Genomic DNA, 18,373 nt, shown 5'->3' on the forward strand with positions numbered 1-18,373 from the left:
TTAAATTATTAGCAATAGTAATTTAAGAGCTGGAAGAATATAGAAAGAAAAATAGGTCAAGCTACTAAGAGCGCACAGAGGATGACTTGGCATCAGGAGCTGATGAAGGACGTGATAAGCTGCGATAAGCTACGGGTAGACGCAAATAGTCATGGATCCGTAGATTTCCGAATGGGGGAACCCACATAGTGAGAGACTATGTATCTAGTAATGAATTAATAGTTATTAGAAGGTAGACGCAGGGAACTGAAACATCTAAGTACCTGTAGGAAGAGAAAGAAATATCGATTCCCTAAGTAGTGGCGAGCGAAAGGGGAAGAGCCCAAACCCAAGGAAACTTGGGGGTTGAGGGGGTCTATAATTGAGAGAGTAGGTTAGATGAATATAGATGGAAATCTAAGCCGAAGAGTGTAATAGCCACGTAATTTAAAACTGAAATTGAGAGAGACTTACCCAGAGTACCACGAGACACGAGGAACCTTGTGGGAAGCAGGGTGGACCACCACCCAAGGCTAAATACTACCTGATGACCGATAGAGGAGTAGTACCGTGAGGGAAAGGTGAAAAGAACCCCGGGAGGGGAGTGAAATAGAACCTGAAACTGTGTGCTTACAACCGCTCAGAGCACGTAATATGTGTGATGAGGTGCTTTTTGTAGAACGAGCCAACGAGTTACGATGTGTAGCGAGATTAAGGTCTTAAGGACTGTAGTCGAAGAGAAATCGAGTGTTAATAGCGCGAATAGTTGCATGTTGTAGACCCGAAACCGGGTGACCTATCCATGATCAGGTTGAAGCGAAGGTAAAACTTCGTGGAGGACCGAACCACGTTGGTGTTGAAAAACCATGGGATGAATTGTGGATAGCGGAGAAATTCCAATCGAACTCGGAGATAGCTGGTTCTCCCCGAAATAGCTTTAGGGCTAGCGTTAATACATAGAATATAGGAGGTAGAGCACTAAATGGGCTAGGGGCCGTAAGGTTACCGAACCTTATTAAACTCCGAATGCCTATATTTGTTTATTAGCAGTCAGTCTAAGAGTGATAAGATTCTTGGACAAAAGGGAAAAAGCCCAGATCACCAGCTAAGGTCCCAAAGTATGAGTTAAGTGGTAAAGGATGTGGAGATTCTAAGACAACTAGGATGTTGGCTTAGAAGCAGCCATTCATTTAAAGAGTGCGTAATAGCTCACTAGTCGAGAGTTTCTGCGCCGAAGATAAACGGGGCTAAAACTCATCACCGAAGCTGTGGAATGGAAACATTGGTAGGGGAGCGTTGTATAAGAGTTGAAGCTAAAGCGGGAGCAATAGTGGATTTTATACAAGAGAGAATGTTGGCATAAGTAGCGAGAATTAGGTGAGAATCCTAATGGTCGAAAGCCTAAGGTTTCCTGGGGAAGGTTCGTCCGCCCAGGGTAAGTCGGGACCTAAGCTGAGGTCGAAAGGCGTAAGTGATGGATAATCGGTAGATATTCCGATACCACTAATTATTGATTGATCGATGGAGGGAAGCAGAAGGATAGGATAGCCAACAGATGGAGGTTGGTCTAAGAGAAGAGATAGCATGTAGAGGCAAATCCATATATGCGATTAAGTTGATTCTTTATGGGGAGACGAATGAGTTGAAGTATCTGATTTCACACTGACGAGAAAAACTTCTAGGTAGATAATTAGTGCCCGTACCACAAACCGACACAGGTAGGCGAGGTGAGAATCCAAAGACCAGCGGAAGAATTGCAGTTAAGGAACTCGGCAAATTGACCCCGTAAGTTAGCGAGAAGGGGTGCCATAGAGATATGGTCGCAGAGAATAGGCCCAAGCAACTGTTTATCAAAAACACAGGTCTCTGCAAAAGCGAAAGCTTAAGTATAGGGGCTGACGCCTGCCCGGTGCTGGAAGGTTAAGGGGAGCTGTTATCGTAAGAGAAGCAGTGAACTTAAGCCCCAGTAAACGGCGGCCGTAACTATAACGGTCCTAAGGTAGCGAAATTCCTTGTCAGGTAAGTTCTGACCCGCACGAATGGCGTAATGACTTGGGCGCTGTCTCAACTGCAAATCCGGCGAAATTGTAGTGCAAGTGAAGATGCTTGCTACCCGCGATTGGACGGAAAGACCCCGTAGAGCTTTACTGTAATTTAGCATTGAGTTTTGGTAATATTTGTACAGGATAGGTGGGAGACTGGGAATCTAGATCGTCAGATTTAGAGGAGTCGATGTTGGGATACCACCCTGATATTGCTGAAATTCTAACTGGGATCCATGAACTGGGTACAGGACACTGTTAGATGGGCAGTTTGACTGGGGCGGTCGCCTCCAAAAGAGTAACGGAGGCGTTCAAAGGTTTCTTCAGAAGGGATGGAAATCCTTCGTAGAGCGTAAAGGCATAAAGAAGCTTGACTGCGACACCTACAAGTGGAGCAGGTACGAAAGTAGGACTTAGTGATCCGGTGGTACCTCGTGGGAGGGCCATCGCTCAACGGATAAAAGCTACCTCGGGGATAACAGGCTGATCTCCCCCAAGAGTTCACATCGACGGGGAGGTTTGGCACCTCGATGTCGGCTCGTCGCATCCTGGGGCTGAAGTAGGTCCCAAGGGTTGGGCTGTTCGCCCATTAAAGCGGCACGCGAGCTGGGTTCAGAACGTCGTGAGACAGTTCGGTCCCTATCCGTCGCGGGCGCAGGAGATTTGAGAGGAGCTGTCCTTAGTACGAGAGGACCGGGATGGACTAACCAATGGTGAACCAGTTGTTCCGCCAGGAGCACGGCTGGGTAGCTAAGTTAGGAAGGGATAAACGCTGAAGGCATCTAAGCGTGAAGCCCACCTTAAGATAAGATCTCCCATAGCGTAAGCTAGTAAGACCCCTTGAAGAACACAAGGTTGATAGGTAAAAGGTGTAAGTATGGTAACATATTTAGCTGATTTATACTAATAGGTCGAGGGCTTGACCAAAATTAGCAATATATTATTTATATACAATTTTGAGAGATTAAAATATTTCTCAATATCTGGTGATTATAACGTGTAGGCAACACCCCTATCCATACCGAACAGGAAGGTTAAGCTACACTGTGCTGATGGTACTATAGGGTTACCCCTATGGAAGAGTAAGTCATTGCCAGTTTGTTTTAGAAGTAAGAGCATCGCTCTTACTTCTTTTTGTTGTTTTTTTGAAATATAGAATTTCTGATATCCTTGAATTTAGGAAATATTTTTTTGAAAAGTAGATATATATTTTTATTTGAAATTAATGTATATTCTCCTATAAATTCAACAAAATCGCCATTAAACATCTTTTTGAATCTATATAGTCCATATAATGGATTATCCTCATTTAAATCTCCAGAAACACCTCTAAAATCATATATATAGCAGTTATTATCTATGCTATCTTTAATCATTTCATATTGCATTAAAAAATTTGGCATTGTATCCCTTAAAATATTGTGGGATGCTCCATATAGATACCAAGCCTTATTACCCCAGGTTAAATATATTGCACCTGATAAGTAGATTTCTTTATTTTTATATACAGAAATTGTATTTAATTTATTTTCAAGTGACGTTAATTGAAGTTCATTGTTTTTTATTTCTTTATTTTTATTATCTATTTTAGATTTAATTTTAATGATCTTTTTTTCATCTGTTGTAGAGTTTAAGGATTCTTTTAAATTTATTAATTTTAATTTTATATTATCTAAAGTAATTTTACAGTTATTTAGTTTCTTGTAAATATTATTTTTATCAGTTTCATATGAATATTTTACTAGATAGAGTTTACAATAAGGATTTAGAGTTTTTAGCATATCTAAGAAGTATTCTTTTTTTCTGACTATAAAATTATCACGCTTACCTGTTATATTCATAAGTTCTTGAAATATATCAAGTTTATTTTCTTTTAGTGTATTGAAAGTGTAGCTTTCAACACTGAGTCCACGTTCAATTCCAATTTTTATATTGTATCTTGCTTTACTTGAAAAACTATTTAATATATCTAGTTTGATTTCATCGTTTGTTTTATTTTCGCATTTTGTATTTAAATTTAATCTAAATACAAAATTAGGTTGAATATTCTCGAAATTTTTTGAACTATTTTCAATATACCCAAGTTTTTTAAGATTTGATATAATATCTTTATTTTCAATTATGTCATTAGTATTTTCCCTAATATGTATATCGGGATCTATTGTAATAAAGGCTATTTTATTATTTTTAGAGTATGTTCTAAGGTATGAAGTAAATTCTTCTAGAAGAGAAAAGTTTTTATAGTCACATACAAAACCACGAGGTATATATCCTATATTTTTATTTAATATTGGCAAATTTCTTGTTAGTATGATACAAGATAATACAATATTGTTTTTGTTATCTAATCCTAATATTGATTTGCTTGTCCATTCTTTTTTAAAGCTTCCCCAATATGTAGTTTGGAAGATATGACCTTTAGTAGAATTAAATGAAAAGTTATTTAACTCTTCAGGACTACCTTCTCTAAATGTATAAGCCATTTAAGAACTCCTTCCAATTATAGTCAGTTAATAGTATATAGTAAAAAAAAAACATTTTCAATAAAAGAGAATTATAATATAATCTTTATAAATTAATTTATATGGGAGGATTTATATGGTTTTATATATAGTAGGAACTCCAATAGGAAATATGAAGGATATTACTTATAGAGCTATAGAGATATTTAATAAATGTGATATTATACTATGTGAAGATACTAGGTGTTCTCTTAAACTTTTAAACTATTATGGTATAAAGAAGAAACTGATATCTTACCATAAATTTAATGAATTTAAATTATTAGATAGGATTGTATTGGAGATTAAGTGTGGTGTTAAGTATGCTATGATAAGTGATGCTGGTATGCCTTGTATAAGTGATCCAGGTCAAATTCTTGTCAATAGATGTATAGAGGAAGGTATAAGTGTAGATGTTATTCCAGGGGCTTGCGCTGTTATAAATGGTAAAATACTGAGTGGATTTAATAATGAGATGTTTACGTTTATAGGTTTTTTACCAAGAGAATCTAAGAAGTTAAAAGATAGGGTAGATTTAATGAAAAGTATTAAAACTATTCTTGTAATTTATGAATCACCACATAGATTAATAAAAACTCTGAATATGTTTAGGGAGGAGTTTGGAGGAGAAACTCGTATATACATAGGAAGAGAATTGACAAAGATGTTTGAAGAAAACTTTAGAGGTACTATTGATGATTCTATAGATTATTTTTCAAGTAATGAGATTAAAGGAGAATGTATAATTTGTATAGAAAATAATGTGAAGATCGAGGCCATAGAAGATAATTGTATAATAGAAGAGTTTATAAAGAATAGGAAGCTAGGTATAACAAATAAAGATAATATAAGGAAGATATGTAATGAATACAATCTTAAGAAAAATTATGTATATAATTTAATTACAAATGAAATCAACCTCACATAAATGTTAAAGTGAGGTTTTGTACTACACATTGTTTATTTCTGATAAGCATGTCTTACATATATTTTTATCTTTAAATGTACTTATATCTTTAGAATTACCACAGAATATGCATGCAGGTTCATATTTTTTAAGTATTATGTGATTTTTATCTACATATATCTCGAGTAAATCTTTTTCTCCTATATTAAGAGTTCTTCTTAGTTCTATTGGAATAACAATACGTCCAAGTTCATCTACTTTTCTAACAACTCCAGTTGCTTTCATTTAAATCCTCCTAAATTAAATAATTATTAATTATGAATTATAAACATAAATATACATTTTTTTAAAATAATTGTCAACATTTTACAGTACAAAAAACGACAAAAAAGGCTATATCTTTAAGATATAGCTTTTATTTTAACATGATGAATGTTTAGACTTAACTTTAAAAGTTGTTCCCATGAAGTTTTTAGAATGAGATATAGTAGAATCATCTAAAAATTCTTCAAATTCACTATCAACAATTATAGTTAAATCGTTTATATTAACAACAATATCATTATTATTTATTTGTTCTTCCAGAACAATTCCAAAAGCAGGACCACCTCATCCAAATCCAGCCACATTAATCCTTATATATTTTTTAGATTTTTTTGATAATTGAGCTTTTAATAGTTCACAAGTATCATTAGAAACGTTTATTTTCATTTTTTATTCACCTCCTCTCAATTTATTATTCATAATTTGAAGATATTCATTTATGCTAATATTAATTATAGGGTAATTAGAATAATTAGTATCATCAAAATGCCACCATTCAGTGTATATTGGTTTAAAACCGTGTTTTATCATTATATTTTTTAATAATTCTGCATTTCTAATTTGTGTTTCAGATGCACCTATATAACTTCTGTGTGCTTTATCTGAAAAATTATCAAAATCAGTAGGCATGTCTATTTCTATATCATTTAAATCAGTTAATGTAACATCTACAGCACATGCCCTATTATGATTGGAACCACCAGTATATGGATTAGCTATATAATTACTATTTGGAACTATATCCCATAATATTTTTTGAATGTAAAATGGTCTATAAGCATCCCAGATTTTTATTTTATATCCAAGAGATTTAAATTCATTTTGTGCGTCTAACAATTTTTTTAGAGTGCTTTCTTGTAGTATACATGCGTCTGCATCATAGAGTACTTTATGTGTAAAATTATTTTTAGATGCATATCTAATATCCAAAATCATTTCATGATGAAAGGAATTTAATAACCTAAGACCATTTATAGATACATCATAGTTGTATGAATATTCTTTAGTATTTTCAAAATTTTTGATCATAATTTTTTTATCAATTTGTGTTAATGATTCATGTGTATAATATAGTCCACCGCTTATCAAGATGATACCAAATGATAGTATAATTATAGATATTTTATTAATAAAATTCAATATTATCACCTATGCATATTTTGCATAAAAAAAATAAAACTATGTAATTTTACATAGTTTTATTCTGAATATAATATATCATTGTAAATATAATTTTGTAATTTTTCCATTGTCTTGTTTCTATCGAAAGTCAGATACCAAATATCATTTATAATTTTACCACCATCATCATAATCTCCTTCAAAAGGAATACGAACTTGTTCAATTGTATATTTGTTTAAAAGTAAGTTTGCACCAATTGAAAGTATTTTATTTAATGATAAGCTAGTTTCTATGGCATCTATGTTTTTTTCCAATAATTTTGATAGTTTTAATGGTGAAATTGATTGGGCTTTCTCTATCATTGCCATTATTACTTTTCTTTGTCTTTCTGTTCTCTCAAAGTCTCCGTCTCCAGCAGTTCTTATGCGGGCATATGAAAGCGCCTGTATTCCAGAAAGTATTTGAAGACCTTCTTCCTTTATTACATGTTCTCCAGAGATATTTAATAAATATTGATTTTCCTTTATGTATTGATTTAAGTTATCTATTTCATATTTTTTTATATCTAATTCAATTCCACCTAGGTCATCTATAATATTAGGTAAACTGAAAAAATCCACTGAGATGTAATCTTCAACATTTATATTAAATGTATCATTAAGTGTTTTGAGAGACAATGAGGGTCCTCCATAAAAATAGGCATGATTCAATTTGTCTTTTCCAACATCATCTATATTTACATAAAGATCTCTCATTACAGATATAAGTTTAATTTTTTTTCTTGAGGTGTCAATTGTAACAAGCATTATTGCATCAGATCTTGGTATTTCATCTTTTGATCTTCTATCTAATCCGAATAAAGCAAGAGTTATAATTTTATTGTTTAGAAATTCTGAATCCATTATTGTATCATCTAGTCCTATAGAACTCTTATCTAGTTGAGTTTCAGGAGCAATTTTTGATAAAAGTTTTAAGCTTTTGCCTGTAAAGAATCCACCTATGAATAAAATAATAATAATAAGTAAATATGTCGATACCCTAATTATTTTTTTGGTATCTTTTGGAATATTATTGAACATTTGACTTACCTCTAATAATCAATTAATTGTTAAAGTATATCATAAGTATAGCATAAATAAAACTTATTTATATAATTCATATACCTAATATAAATTTTTTCAATATATTGGATTTTCTAAGGATAAATTTACTTACAATAATAGGAGAAAATCCTATTAAGAATGATATTATAACTACAAGGTTATAATTTAAATTTAATAATTGGAGTAATAGTATTCTTGTGAATATTTGTGGAAACCAAGATAATAAATATATATCAAAACTATACTTATTTAGAGTATCAAATGTATTTGATACTAGCTTAATATGTCTAAATTTATAGAGTAATATACATATTATAAAAGATACGTATATTCCCAATAGGCTCTTTAAAATAAATAAAATATTTGTTAAATATTTATAAAATACATTTAATGAATTGTAATCAATGTTAAAATTCAATAAGAATAAGATAAGTGGTATTAGTATAAATAGTATATTTCTATATTGTTTTAGATTAATATTTAAAATTTTATTTCTATAATTCATGTATACTGGATATATGTAGAGTCCTATAAAGAAGAATATATAATATTTTAATATGGTAGATATAGCCAAAAACTCTATGTTATCTATAGTTAAGATTGACATAGCAAGTAGTATTGTTAGCACTAAATATTTATTTATTTTTATTAGTACTGGGGCAAATAGAAACATAAAGAATAGTACATATATGAACCAAAAAAATATTATAGGGTTATTCCAAGGGAAAAATAGTATATCTTTTATAGTTTCAGAGAATACTAAAGGTCTTTCTGAAAATTTATTTAAAATGAGTTTTATAGGTATAGTTAATGTACTTATTATAAAATAAGGTATTAGTAGTTTTTTAAATTTAGATAAAATAAATGATTTAAAATCTTTTAAGGATTTTATTTTAAAAAGTTTATTTGCAAAAAAACCAGAGATCATAAAAAATAATGGCATATGAAATGAATAAATAAGAGAATGAATATAGTTATATATTGGTGTATTTATGTCTTTTATGTATGGAAATGAGTGGCCAAGTACAACTAAGAATATACCAAATCCTCTTAAATAACTGAATTCAATAAGAGTTATATTTGATTGTTGTTTTTTCGATATCATTCAAATGTCTCCTTAAGTATAGTTGAGTTAAACATGATATTTATTTTAAACTAATTACTATACTTTTACATAAAATAATAAAAAATATCAACATTTTTATGAAATATATTTTATTTTTTATTATAATAGAGAATACTAGGATTAAATGGAAAAAATAGGAGTGAATTTATGAATATTGCTTTAGTGCATGATTGGTTACCGTTTATGGGAGGGGCTGAAAGAGTTATCACAAATTTCTTAGAAGTATTCGAAGACGCTCCGATATATACTAGTGTTTATAATAGAGATAAGTTAGAAGGTATACTTAAGGATGCGAATATATATGGATCTTTTCTTCAAAATTTAAAATCTGCACGAAGAGATCATAGAAAATTTTTGCCATTAATGCCAACAGCATTTGAAACATTTGATTTAAACAAGTATGATGTTATATTAAGTAGTAGTTCTTCGTGTGCTAAAGGGGTTGTAACTAATCCAAATACTTGTCATATATGTTATTGTCATTCGCCTATGAGGTATGGATGGGAATTTTATTATGAGTATATAGAAAATTTAGGTAAATTTAAAAAAAGTATTATAAAATACATAATGAATTACATGAGGATTTGGGATAATGCTTCATCTAATAGAGTGGATTATTTTATTGCCAATTCTAAAAATGTGGCGAATAGAATTTGGAAACACTATAGAAGAGAGAGTGTTGTCATACATCCACCTGTAAGGAGTAAATTTTTCAAAGCGTGTGAAAAAAAACAAGATTATTTTTTAATAGTATCTAGACTACAGGAATATAAGAGGGTAGATCTAGCCATTGAAGTTTTTAATGATCTCAATATACCTTTGGTAATTATAGGTGATGGACCATTGAAAGAGAAACTAGTTAATAAAGTTAAACGAGATAATATAAAATTTCTTGGAAGGCAGCCAGATGATGTCGTGAAAAAATATTATGGAGAGGCTAGAGGTTTTTTATTTCCAGGTGAGGAAGATTTTGGTATAACATCATTAGAGGCACAATGCAGTGGTACTCCAGTTATAGCATATGGTAAAGGAGGAGCCTTAGAGACTATTATTGATGAAAAAACAGGCTTGTTTTTTGAAGACCACACGGTAAATTCTTTAAAATCAGCTATAGATAAGTTTTGTAAAATAGAATTTAATCCTAATGAAATAAGAGCTCATGCTGAAAGTTTTGATGAAGATATTTTTAAACATAAGATAAGTAATTTTGTATATGATAAGGTAGACGAATTTAAGAATAATAAAAAATGGGTAGTTCTATAAAAATATACATTAATTTGGGAGACGACGTATGATTTTATTTAATGCACTTCAAAAGTCTATTAGCGCAGGTATTGGTAGATATAGTTTTGAATTATCTAAAGAGTTATATTTTCAATTGAAAGATGATATTAAAATTATAGTAAGAGAAGAGGATATTAAAGATTATGAGTTTGTTAATTCTAAATCTTTGATAATATTTAAGAATATAAAAAATTCTAAGGATAGAAATTTGTTTGAGCAAGTATATATACCTAAGCTTATTTCTGAGAAATATAGGGGTAGCATAGTACATTATCCGGATAGTATGTCGCCTTTATTTTTGAATAGTAAAAAAATAGTTATAACAGTACATGACTTAGCTTTTAAATCATTAACTGGAGTTTTTACAAAGAAAACTTTAATTTGGAAGAATATGATGACTAATTTATCAGTTAAAAAGGCTAATAAAATTATATCAATAACTAATTTTACAAAGAATGAATTGCTTAGATATTATAAAGGTATAGAGAAAAAGGTAAATGTTGTGTACAATGGATTTAATAATTTGAGTAATAGTAGCATATGTGATAAAAATATTTCTGATAAAATATCAAAATTACTTGTATGTAAATATATCTTAACGGTTAGCACAATTTCTCCGCGAAAGAACATAGATACACTTATTAAGGCTTTTAATGAAATAGATAACAAAGAAAATATTAAGTTAGTTATTGCCGGGAGTAATGGATGGATGTATGAATCTATTCATTACTTGGTTTGTGATTTGAATCTTTCTGATAGAATCGTTTTTACTGGAAAAGTAAATGATGATGAGTTGAAGTTTTTGTATAAAAATGCTAGTGTGTTTGTTTATCCTTCTCTTTATGAAGGATTTGGATTACCACCACTTGAAGCTATGAGTTATGGTGTAAGAACTATTGTTTCTGATGTAACATGTCTTAAAGAAGTTCTAGGTGACTCTTCTGAGTATTTTCCACCGAAAGATTATAAATATCTCTCAAGTATATTAAATGGAATTTTTAAATCAAATAATCAAAATGAATCTTATGATTATAATTATACGTTAAATAAATATTCATGGAGAAAATGTGCAAATGAGACAATTAAGATATATAATGAGATTATGAAGGGAGTTTAAAATGTATTTTACGTTTATAGGAATAGTTGTTTTAATTATTACGGTATGTTTGTTTTTATTCACAAGAACTAGAACACTCTTCTATTTTACTTTTTTTATATCAGCTTTTACAGCAACTAGTATGATAAATTTTCCTAAATCAAGAAATTCTGTGCTTTGTTATTATATAGTTGGAAGTTTTTTAATTTTAAAGGTTATATATGAATTGGTAATACGCAGATACACCTTAAAAAAGATAAAGATATTAAATGGATTATTCTATTTTATGGTATATGTTACTATATCACTTATTTTACCAATTGTTTATTCAAATAATACATTAGTATTTACACCGGATTCTCCATTTACATATATTTCATTTTCTTCTCAAAATATAACCCAATATATATATTTATTATTTGCATTTATAATATATTTAGCAAGTTATATAGTATTTACAAATGAAATTAAGGTTGATATAAAAAAAATGATTAACGTAACATCTTTTGCAGTAATTATTTTAGGATTTTTACAATTTTTTATGAATCATATATATTTTGATTTAATATTTAGAACAAATTACTCTCATTTAGTGCAGTATTTGGAAACTGGACTTACAAGGATTTCTTCTGTTACAAATGAGCCGTCCATGTTAGCACTTTTTGTAACTCCAATAAGTGTGTATTATTTTATAAATATAATAAATGGTTTTAAAAAGAAAAATTTACATAAGTTTGATATAGTTATATTTGTTATGATTATAATTACATCTTTGTTAAATAGATCTTCAAGTTTTTATTTAGCAATAGCTATAATATTTATAGTGTTAATCATTGATTTTTTAAGAGAAATTTTTAATAAGAAAAATAAGGAATTTATACAAGCTTTTATAATGGATAAAGTGTATAAATTTATTAAGGAAAATAGGATTAAGAGTACAATAATAACTATAATTTTATTAGCTATTTTTTTGATTTTATTTAAGATAGTTGGACATAGATTTTTGATTTTGGGACTTAAACTATTGGGTCTTGATGATTCAGGTAGTACGAGAATGGAATTATTTTCATATCATATGGGTATTTTTCTTAAAAATTTATTTACAGGTGTTGGTTTTGGAACATTGCGTTCGAATGATTTATTGTCTATGTGGTGTGCTCAAGTTGGATTAATAGGAATAGTTCCTATTATATATTATTTTACTTCAAGATTTGTATATTTGTTTAAGACTAGGAATGATGGAGATAATAGATCAGTTTTCTATCTAATATTAACTAGTGTAATAATTCTTGTAACATCTGTACCTGAACCATATTTTATTTATGTGTGGATATATATAGCACTAGGAGAGGCTTTGTATAATAAGAGAGAAATTTCTAATAAAACTATAGATAAGTTAAATCAAGAATTTAATAGTTAAAAATAGAAGTGAGTAGATCTCATTTCTATTTTTTTATTTAAAAATCTAAATTTAACTTATTAGCTCTTTCTGATAATTCTGCTTCATTGCATATTCTAAGTATAATTTGAGATTTGGCAGTTTTAGGATCCATTTTATTTTGATAACTCATAAGCATATTTAACCAATAATTATAACCAGTTTGATCGGGCTTTCTATTGGCTATTATAGAGTACATAGATGTTATGAATTCCTGATTAGATAAATTTTTATCTATAAATTCTTTTTCGTTTAAAATATTTAAAAGAAAATTGCGTACTGAATATTCATATGAAATGAGTTTATTATACCAGTAATTGAATCCATATTCTTCAGGCATTCTTGAAAATGTGTTTTTGTATACATCTGATATAAAAATTTTAATATTGTCATCACTATTAAATTCTTTAGTTTGTATATAAGATATAGTGTTTTCAAAATCAATTTTATTTAATAGATTATCAACCATAATGGTTCTTATATTTGGTGATCCAATAAATAGTTCATCATTTGTATTTATTATTTGTAGAGGAATTTTACATTCTCTAAGTAATTTCGCTTTTATTTTAATTAATTCACATTTTCCTTCGATATTTTTACTGCTATTTATGCCGACAAATGTCTCGAAAAATTTTATTATTTTAGTATTATTATCGATATTTTTATAGTTACCTCCAAATTCTATTTCATCATTTTTTAGGCACTCTCCAGGTTCTATATATAATATTTCCATTATATTTGGATTGAATTTTAATTCAAATGTAATGGTGTACAATGATGATATATTCTCTGAGTTTAAGTAAATGTAGAATTCTTTATTTGTATCTATGGTACTAATATTGGTTGTTAATGTTAAAATATTTTTAGATGTCATTGCACTAGTTTTTACGCAGCTTAGGAGTAACAGTGAGATTGTTACGAAAAAATTTCTACATATTTTCAAAATCATCCCAACCTTTTAAAAAATATTTACTTACAATTAGATTTTTGTGAATCACCATATGGGTGTATATCTTCAAATATATATTTTTGCATTATATCTTGGGTTTTTTCTTTATTGTATTTTAGGTACCAAATATTATTAATTAGTTCACCATTACAATCCCCATCTAAAGGAAAACGCATTTGTTCAATATTATTAATTTTATTGAATATTATATTTTTAGCTAATGAAATTGCTTTTGTTGTTGTTATATTGGTTTCTATTAGTTCTGATGCTATATTGATGAATTTAAAGTAATCATTGTAAGGTATGCTCTTAGCTTTTTCGTATAATGCCATGAGTATTTTTTGTTGTCGTTCATTTCTTTCGTAATCATCTCTTCCTATTTTTCTAATTCTTGCGTAAGAAAGAGTTTGTATACCATTTAATGTTTGAAGACCTTCATTTGTTATGTAAGTGGGTTCCTTAGATTGAATATGACTTATTTCTTGTATACATTTATTTAAATAAGGTATTTCCTTAGATTTGATATCTATAGGTACTCCTCCAATTAAATCTATTATTTTCTGTACATTATAAAAATTAATTGTTATGTAATCCTTTATGTTTAATCCATAATTTTTGTTTAATGTTTTAATGGCAAGTTCATGTCCACCGAAAGCATATGCATGGTTTAATTTATCATTTCCAAATCCATCAATTGATACTAATGAATCCCTCATTATAGAATTTAATTTTATTTTTTTGTTTTGTTCATCTATTGTTATTATCGTTATGGAGTCGGATCTTTTAGGTTCATGTTCATATCTAAAATCTAGTCCAAATAGGGCTATATTAGTAATTTTTTTATCACTAAATTTATTTATAATACTTTCTTCTATTCCTAGAATATCATTTTGTAATGAAATAACATTTTCTTTTTTTAGGAAGGTATCTTCATAAAAATAGTTAAAGTAGCCTATAAAACCTAGTAAAACTATGAAAATTAATAATATTTTATATTTTAAGCTGTACATATTAACACCCCATAATTATTTATATGAGAAATATTATGTTCAATAAATTTTATAATATAAATAAATATTATTATTAATAGTTATATAAAAATTAAAATTTTATCTATTGTGATATAATAAATATTTGTTATACATTTATAGAAGTGGGTGAAATCTTGAAAAAATTATTTAAAAAGATCATATTTTTTATATGTATTTTGATAAAAAAGATGGATGATGATGAATTGATAGCTCTTTCTGCACAATTGTCATATAGTTTTGTATTAGCTTTTTTTCCATTTTTAATTTTTTTAATGACAGTAATAGGTTTTTTAAGATTAGATAGTCAACAAGTTTTGATATTTTTGCAAACACTTCTACCTGATGAAATTTATCTTTTAGTTCATAATATTGTAAAGTTTGTAATTGACTCTAGAGAGGGGTCATTATTGTCTTTGAGCTTATTTTTGAGTATATGGTCTAGTTCAGCAGGTTTTAGAGCAGTTATGAGAGGGCTTAATAAAGCCTATGATGTGGTTGATACAAGAAACTATATCGTAAAGATAATACTTTCTATTTTGTATACTATAGGACTTGTTTTGTTAATCGTATTAATGTTAATACTTGTTGTGTTTGGTGGTATAATTGGGGATTTGTTTGTCAAATTTTTTGTAGACTATGTGGATGTGAATATAGTATTGAAATCATGGTATTTAATTAGGTATACATTTATAATAACATTGATGGTTACAGTTTTTGCTGTGATATATTATTATGTTCCGGTTGTTAGAGATAAGAAACTTAGATGGGTATTACCCGGAGCTGTATTTACAACAATAGGGTGGATACTTATATCTATGGGATTTACGTATTATGTAAACAATTTATCTAATTTTTCGACGCTTTATGGTAGTATTGGAACAGTTATTGTGTTAATGATATGGCTTTTTTTAACATCGATGATAATACTATTGGGTGGAGAGATAAATGCTATATTGACTAATAAAAATTTGGAAATATTAAAGTTTAACAATACAAAAAAGATTTTAAATTAGTATAGGGGTGTCAAATCTGAAGAAGATTTTAATTTGTATTTATAATTTGCAAGGTGGTGGTGCTGAAAGGGTTCTTATAAATTTATTGAATTTATTTGCTGATGAAGGTTATAATGTAACTCTTTTAGTTTTAAGAAAAGAAGGAATTTATTTAGATAAAATTCCAAGTAAAATCAAAGTCATATATGGATTTAGAACTTTATTTGGCAAAAAAATTTCCAATAAAGTTTTAAGTTTTTTTGGTTCTAAGGTTTTGTATAAAATGTTTGTTAGAGGAAATTTTGACATTGAAATTTCATTCTTAGAAGGATTTCCAACCAAGCTTATAAGTGGATCATCATCTGATAGTAAAAAAATAGCGTGGGTCCATGCTGATTTTGGTAGTTATCATTGGACAAATAAGATGTTTTCTTATGGTGAAGAGAAGAAATTTTATAGTAAATTTCACGATATAGTTTGTGTTTCTAAACTTTGTGCCAGATCTTTTTCAGATAAATTTGGATTTACGGATAACGTAAAAACAGTTTACAATTTATTAGATAAAAATTTAGAAAATTATACAAAAATTAAATTTAATGATGTATTTAATAAATATAAAACAACAAAAATAACATATGTGGGAAGAGTTGAAATAGAAAAGTCAGTTGATAGACTTATTAAATCTTTTGAGGAAATATTAAGTATGGGATACAAAGATATAACTCTTTTTATTCTTGGAGATGGTTCATTAAAAGAAGATTTGGAAAGATATGTTTCTCAAAATAATTTAAGTAGTAATGTAAAGTTTATATCATTTAAATATAATGTTTATGACTATATATTATCTAGTGATTATATAATAATGCCATCTTATTCTGAATCATTCTCTTTGGTTTTAGCTGAATCGATTTATTTAGGAAAAATGTGTATAGCAACAGATACTGCTGGGGCTCGGGAGGTTTTAAAAAATGGAGAATATGGATTAATAGTTGATAATTCAAAGGACGGAATAAAACAAGGTATATTAAAAGTGATTAATAATCCAGAATTGAAAGATGAATACATTTTTAGGATAAATAGGAAGGATTATGAATTTAGTAGGGTAAATGTAGTTAAGAAAATATTTGATATTATAAATTTTTAAGCAAGGAATATTTTAAATGAGTGTTGATTTTAAAAAGTTGTTTAATAATAAAATTATCAAAAATTTTGTTATTGTTTTTTTAGGAGATGGATTTTCATCTATATTGACATTACTTAATTTAAGCATAATGATTAGAGTTTTAGGATTAAATGGTAGTTCTAATGTAAATTTAGCTATATCATATGTATTAGTATTTGATGCCATATTTAATTTTCAATCATTTAATTCAATAATTAAGTTTTTGCCACAATATATAATATCAAATAATATACATAAAATTAGACAATATATTCAACAAGGGTTTGTATTGGACATTATAACATCTATAATTTCATTTATATTTTGTAACTTGTTTATAGTAATAATGTTTTATATATTTAATTTAGATAAGGGTTTAATAAAATTAATCAATATATATTCATTTTCTATACTCTTTAATTTAACAGGAACTAGTATAGGTATAATTAGGGTTTTTGATAAATTTAAGTATTCTTCATATATAAATGTAGTTGTTAATTTATTTAAGTTTATTTTTTATGTATTATCATTCTTTATAAAATCAAGTATGTTATATTTTATATGGGTTGAATTGATATTTAGTATAGTTAGTATGGTTTTTATATTTGTTGTTACAAAATATATACTTAATATTAAAAATATTAAAAATATATTTAAAATTGGAATTAAATGGGATAATGAATTCTTGAAATTTAATTTTTATTGTAATTTTATGACGACGTTAGATGTACCAATGAGTCATTTAACCCCGTTTTTAATTAATAGATTTATAGGTATAGAATTTATAAGTGTTTATAAGGTTATTGAGAAAATAGGAGGGATTATTGCGAAAATTGCGTCTCCATTGGTAAATATAATATATCCTGAAATAAGCACTAAAATATCTGAAGGTGATATATATGGTTCCTTAAATTTAGTTAAAAAGTTATTTTTTTATATAGTATTATTTGGAGTATTATGTTTTATTTTTTTGGGAGTATCCTATAAAATTTGGATAAATATTTTGATATTAGATGGTGAGAAATTTATAGGAAATATAATGTTTTATTTGGCGTTTATTATATTTAAATTTTCATTTGTTGGAGTTTATCCTTTGGTTTTATCTTTGGGATGTATAAAATACAATATGTATATTGTGTTAATCGCTAATCTTGTATATTTATTATGTATACCGGTATTAGCTAATATATTTAATATAAATGGTATTATAATTTCACAGTTTATACAGGTTTCATTTGTTATATTTATGCAAATTTTTATTATAAATAGGAAATTAAGACTTAAAGTTTAATTTGCTTTGATAGACTATAAAAATAT

14 protein-coding genes and 2 rRNA genes are annotated in these 18,373 nt (G+C 28.0%); 9 read left to right on the top strand and 7 right to left on the bottom strand.

The genetic code is table 11. The annotated features are described in order from the left end of the window. Positions 1-54 precede the first annotated feature (54 nt). Both SFBMNL_RS00260 and rrf read left to right on the top strand, forming a co-directional pair. Positions 55-2,948, top strand: a 23S ribosomal RNA gene (locus SFBMNL_RS00260). Positions 2,949-3,003: 55 nt separating this feature from the next. Continuing rightward, positions 3,004-3,120 (top strand): 5S ribosomal RNA (gene rrf, locus SFBMNL_RS00265). Positions 3,121-3,145: 25 nt separating this feature from the next. Here rrf and SFBMNL_RS00270 read toward each other — a convergent pair. Beyond that, positions 3,146-4,504, bottom strand: a complete 1,359-nt coding sequence (locus SFBMNL_RS00270) for a lipid II:glycine glycyltransferase FemX (protein WP_042293930.1) — start codon at positions 4,502-4,504, stop codon at positions 3,146-3,148. Between the two features lie 115 nt (positions 4,505-4,619). Here SFBMNL_RS00270 and rsmI point away from each other — a divergent pair, with 115 nt between their 5' ends. Continuing rightward, positions 4,620-5,450 (top strand): 16S rRNA (cytidine(1402)-2'-O)-methyltransferase, encoded by an 831-nt coding sequence (rsmI, locus tag SFBMNL_RS00275; RefSeq protein WP_005807653.1) that lies wholly within the window; start codon positions 4,620-4,622, stop codon positions 5,448-5,450. A 21-nt stretch (positions 5,451-5,471) separates the two neighbouring features. Here the strand turns inward: rsmI and SFBMNL_RS00280 are convergent, their stop codons facing one another. From SFBMNL_RS00280 to SFBMNL_RS00295, 4 genes are all read right to left on the bottom strand, one after another. Continuing rightward, on the bottom strand, positions 5,472-5,714 hold the full coding sequence (locus SFBMNL_RS00280) for an AbrB/MazE/SpoVT family DNA-binding domain-containing protein (RefSeq protein ID WP_005807651.1): 243 nt from the start codon (positions 5,712-5,714) through the stop codon (positions 5,472-5,474). A 429-nt stretch (positions 5,715-6,143) separates the two neighbouring features. Continuing rightward, complete coding sequence (locus tag SFBMNL_RS00285) at positions 6,144-6,902, bottom strand: M15 family metallopeptidase (RefSeq protein ID WP_242838763.1); 759 nt, start codon at positions 6,900-6,902, stop codon at positions 6,144-6,146. Positions 6,903-6,952: 50 nt separating this feature from the next. Continuing rightward, positions 6,953-7,954, bottom strand: a complete 1,002-nt coding sequence (locus SFBMNL_RS00290; RefSeq protein WP_042293935.1) for an LCP family protein — start codon at positions 7,952-7,954, stop codon at positions 6,953-6,955. A gap of 76 nt (positions 7,955-8,030) precedes the next feature. Further along, positions 8,031-9,083 carry an acyltransferase family protein gene (locus tag SFBMNL_RS00295; protein WP_042293937.1) on the bottom strand — a complete coding sequence of 351 codons (1,053 nt, stop codon included), beginning with the start codon at positions 9,081-9,083 and terminating at the stop codon, positions 8,031-8,033. A 168-nt stretch (positions 9,084-9,251) separates the two neighbouring features. Here SFBMNL_RS00295 and SFBMNL_RS00300 point away from each other — a divergent pair, with 168 nt between their 5' ends. Genes SFBMNL_RS00300 through SFBMNL_RS00310 form a run of 3 tightly spaced genes read left to right on the top strand, consistent with a single transcriptional unit; the run spans position 9,252 to position 12,904 of the window. Next, the gene (locus tag SFBMNL_RS00300; protein WP_042293938.1) at positions 9,252-10,367 is read left to right on the top strand and encodes a glycosyltransferase; all 1,116 of its coding nucleotides are present in this window, start codon (positions 9,252-9,254) and stop codon (positions 10,365-10,367) included. A gap of 28 nt (positions 10,368-10,395) precedes the next feature. Further along, positions 10,396-11,505, top strand: coding sequence for a glycosyltransferase family 4 protein (locus SFBMNL_RS00305; protein ID WP_042293939.1), 1,110 nt, complete (start codon positions 10,396-10,398; stop codon positions 11,503-11,505). 1 nt (position 11,506) lies between these two features. Further along, a complete protein-coding gene (locus tag SFBMNL_RS00310; RefSeq protein WP_042293942.1) occupies positions 11,507-12,904 on the top strand; it encodes a hypothetical protein in 1,398 nt (465 codons plus the stop codon). Positions 12,905-12,941: 37 nt separating this feature from the next. Here SFBMNL_RS00310 and SFBMNL_RS00315 read toward each other — a convergent pair whose 3' ends face one another. Further along, positions 12,942-13,871 carry a DUF4214 domain-containing protein gene (locus SFBMNL_RS00315; protein WP_042293944.1) on the bottom strand — a complete coding sequence of 310 codons (930 nt, stop codon included), beginning with the start codon at positions 13,869-13,871 and terminating at the stop codon, positions 12,942-12,944. Positions 13,872-13,891: 20 nt separating this feature from the next. Continuing rightward, positions 13,892-14,881, bottom strand: coding sequence for an LCP family protein (locus SFBMNL_RS00320; protein ID WP_005807640.1), 990 nt, complete (start codon positions 14,879-14,881; stop codon positions 13,892-13,894). Positions 14,882-15,078: 197 nt separating this feature from the next. Between SFBMNL_RS00320 and SFBMNL_RS00325 the strand changes: the two genes are divergently transcribed. From SFBMNL_RS00325 to SFBMNL_RS00335, 3 genes are read left to right on the top strand one after another with little or no spacing between them, the layout of a single operon-like run. Next, positions 15,079-15,915, top strand: a complete 837-nt coding sequence (locus tag SFBMNL_RS00325; RefSeq protein ID WP_242821379.1) for a YihY/virulence factor BrkB family protein — start codon at positions 15,079-15,081, stop codon at positions 15,913-15,915. Between the two features lie 46 nt (positions 15,916-15,961). Beyond that, entirely contained in the window at positions 15,962-17,038 is a 1,077-nt protein-coding gene (locus tag SFBMNL_RS00330; protein ID WP_242838764.1) for a glycosyltransferase, read from the top strand. A gap of 16 nt (positions 17,039-17,054) precedes the next feature. Then, positions 17,055-18,347: an oligosaccharide flippase family protein gene (locus SFBMNL_RS00335; protein WP_042293948.1), complete on the top strand. Its 1,293-nt coding sequence runs from the start codon at positions 17,055-17,057 to the stop codon at positions 18,345-18,347. Positions 18,348-18,373: the final 26 nt, after the last annotated feature.

It is taken from the genome of Candidatus Arthromitus sp. SFB-mouse-NL, assembly GCF_000709435.1.
GTDB lineage: Bacteria > Bacillota > Clostridia > Clostridiales > Clostridiaceae > Dwaynesavagella.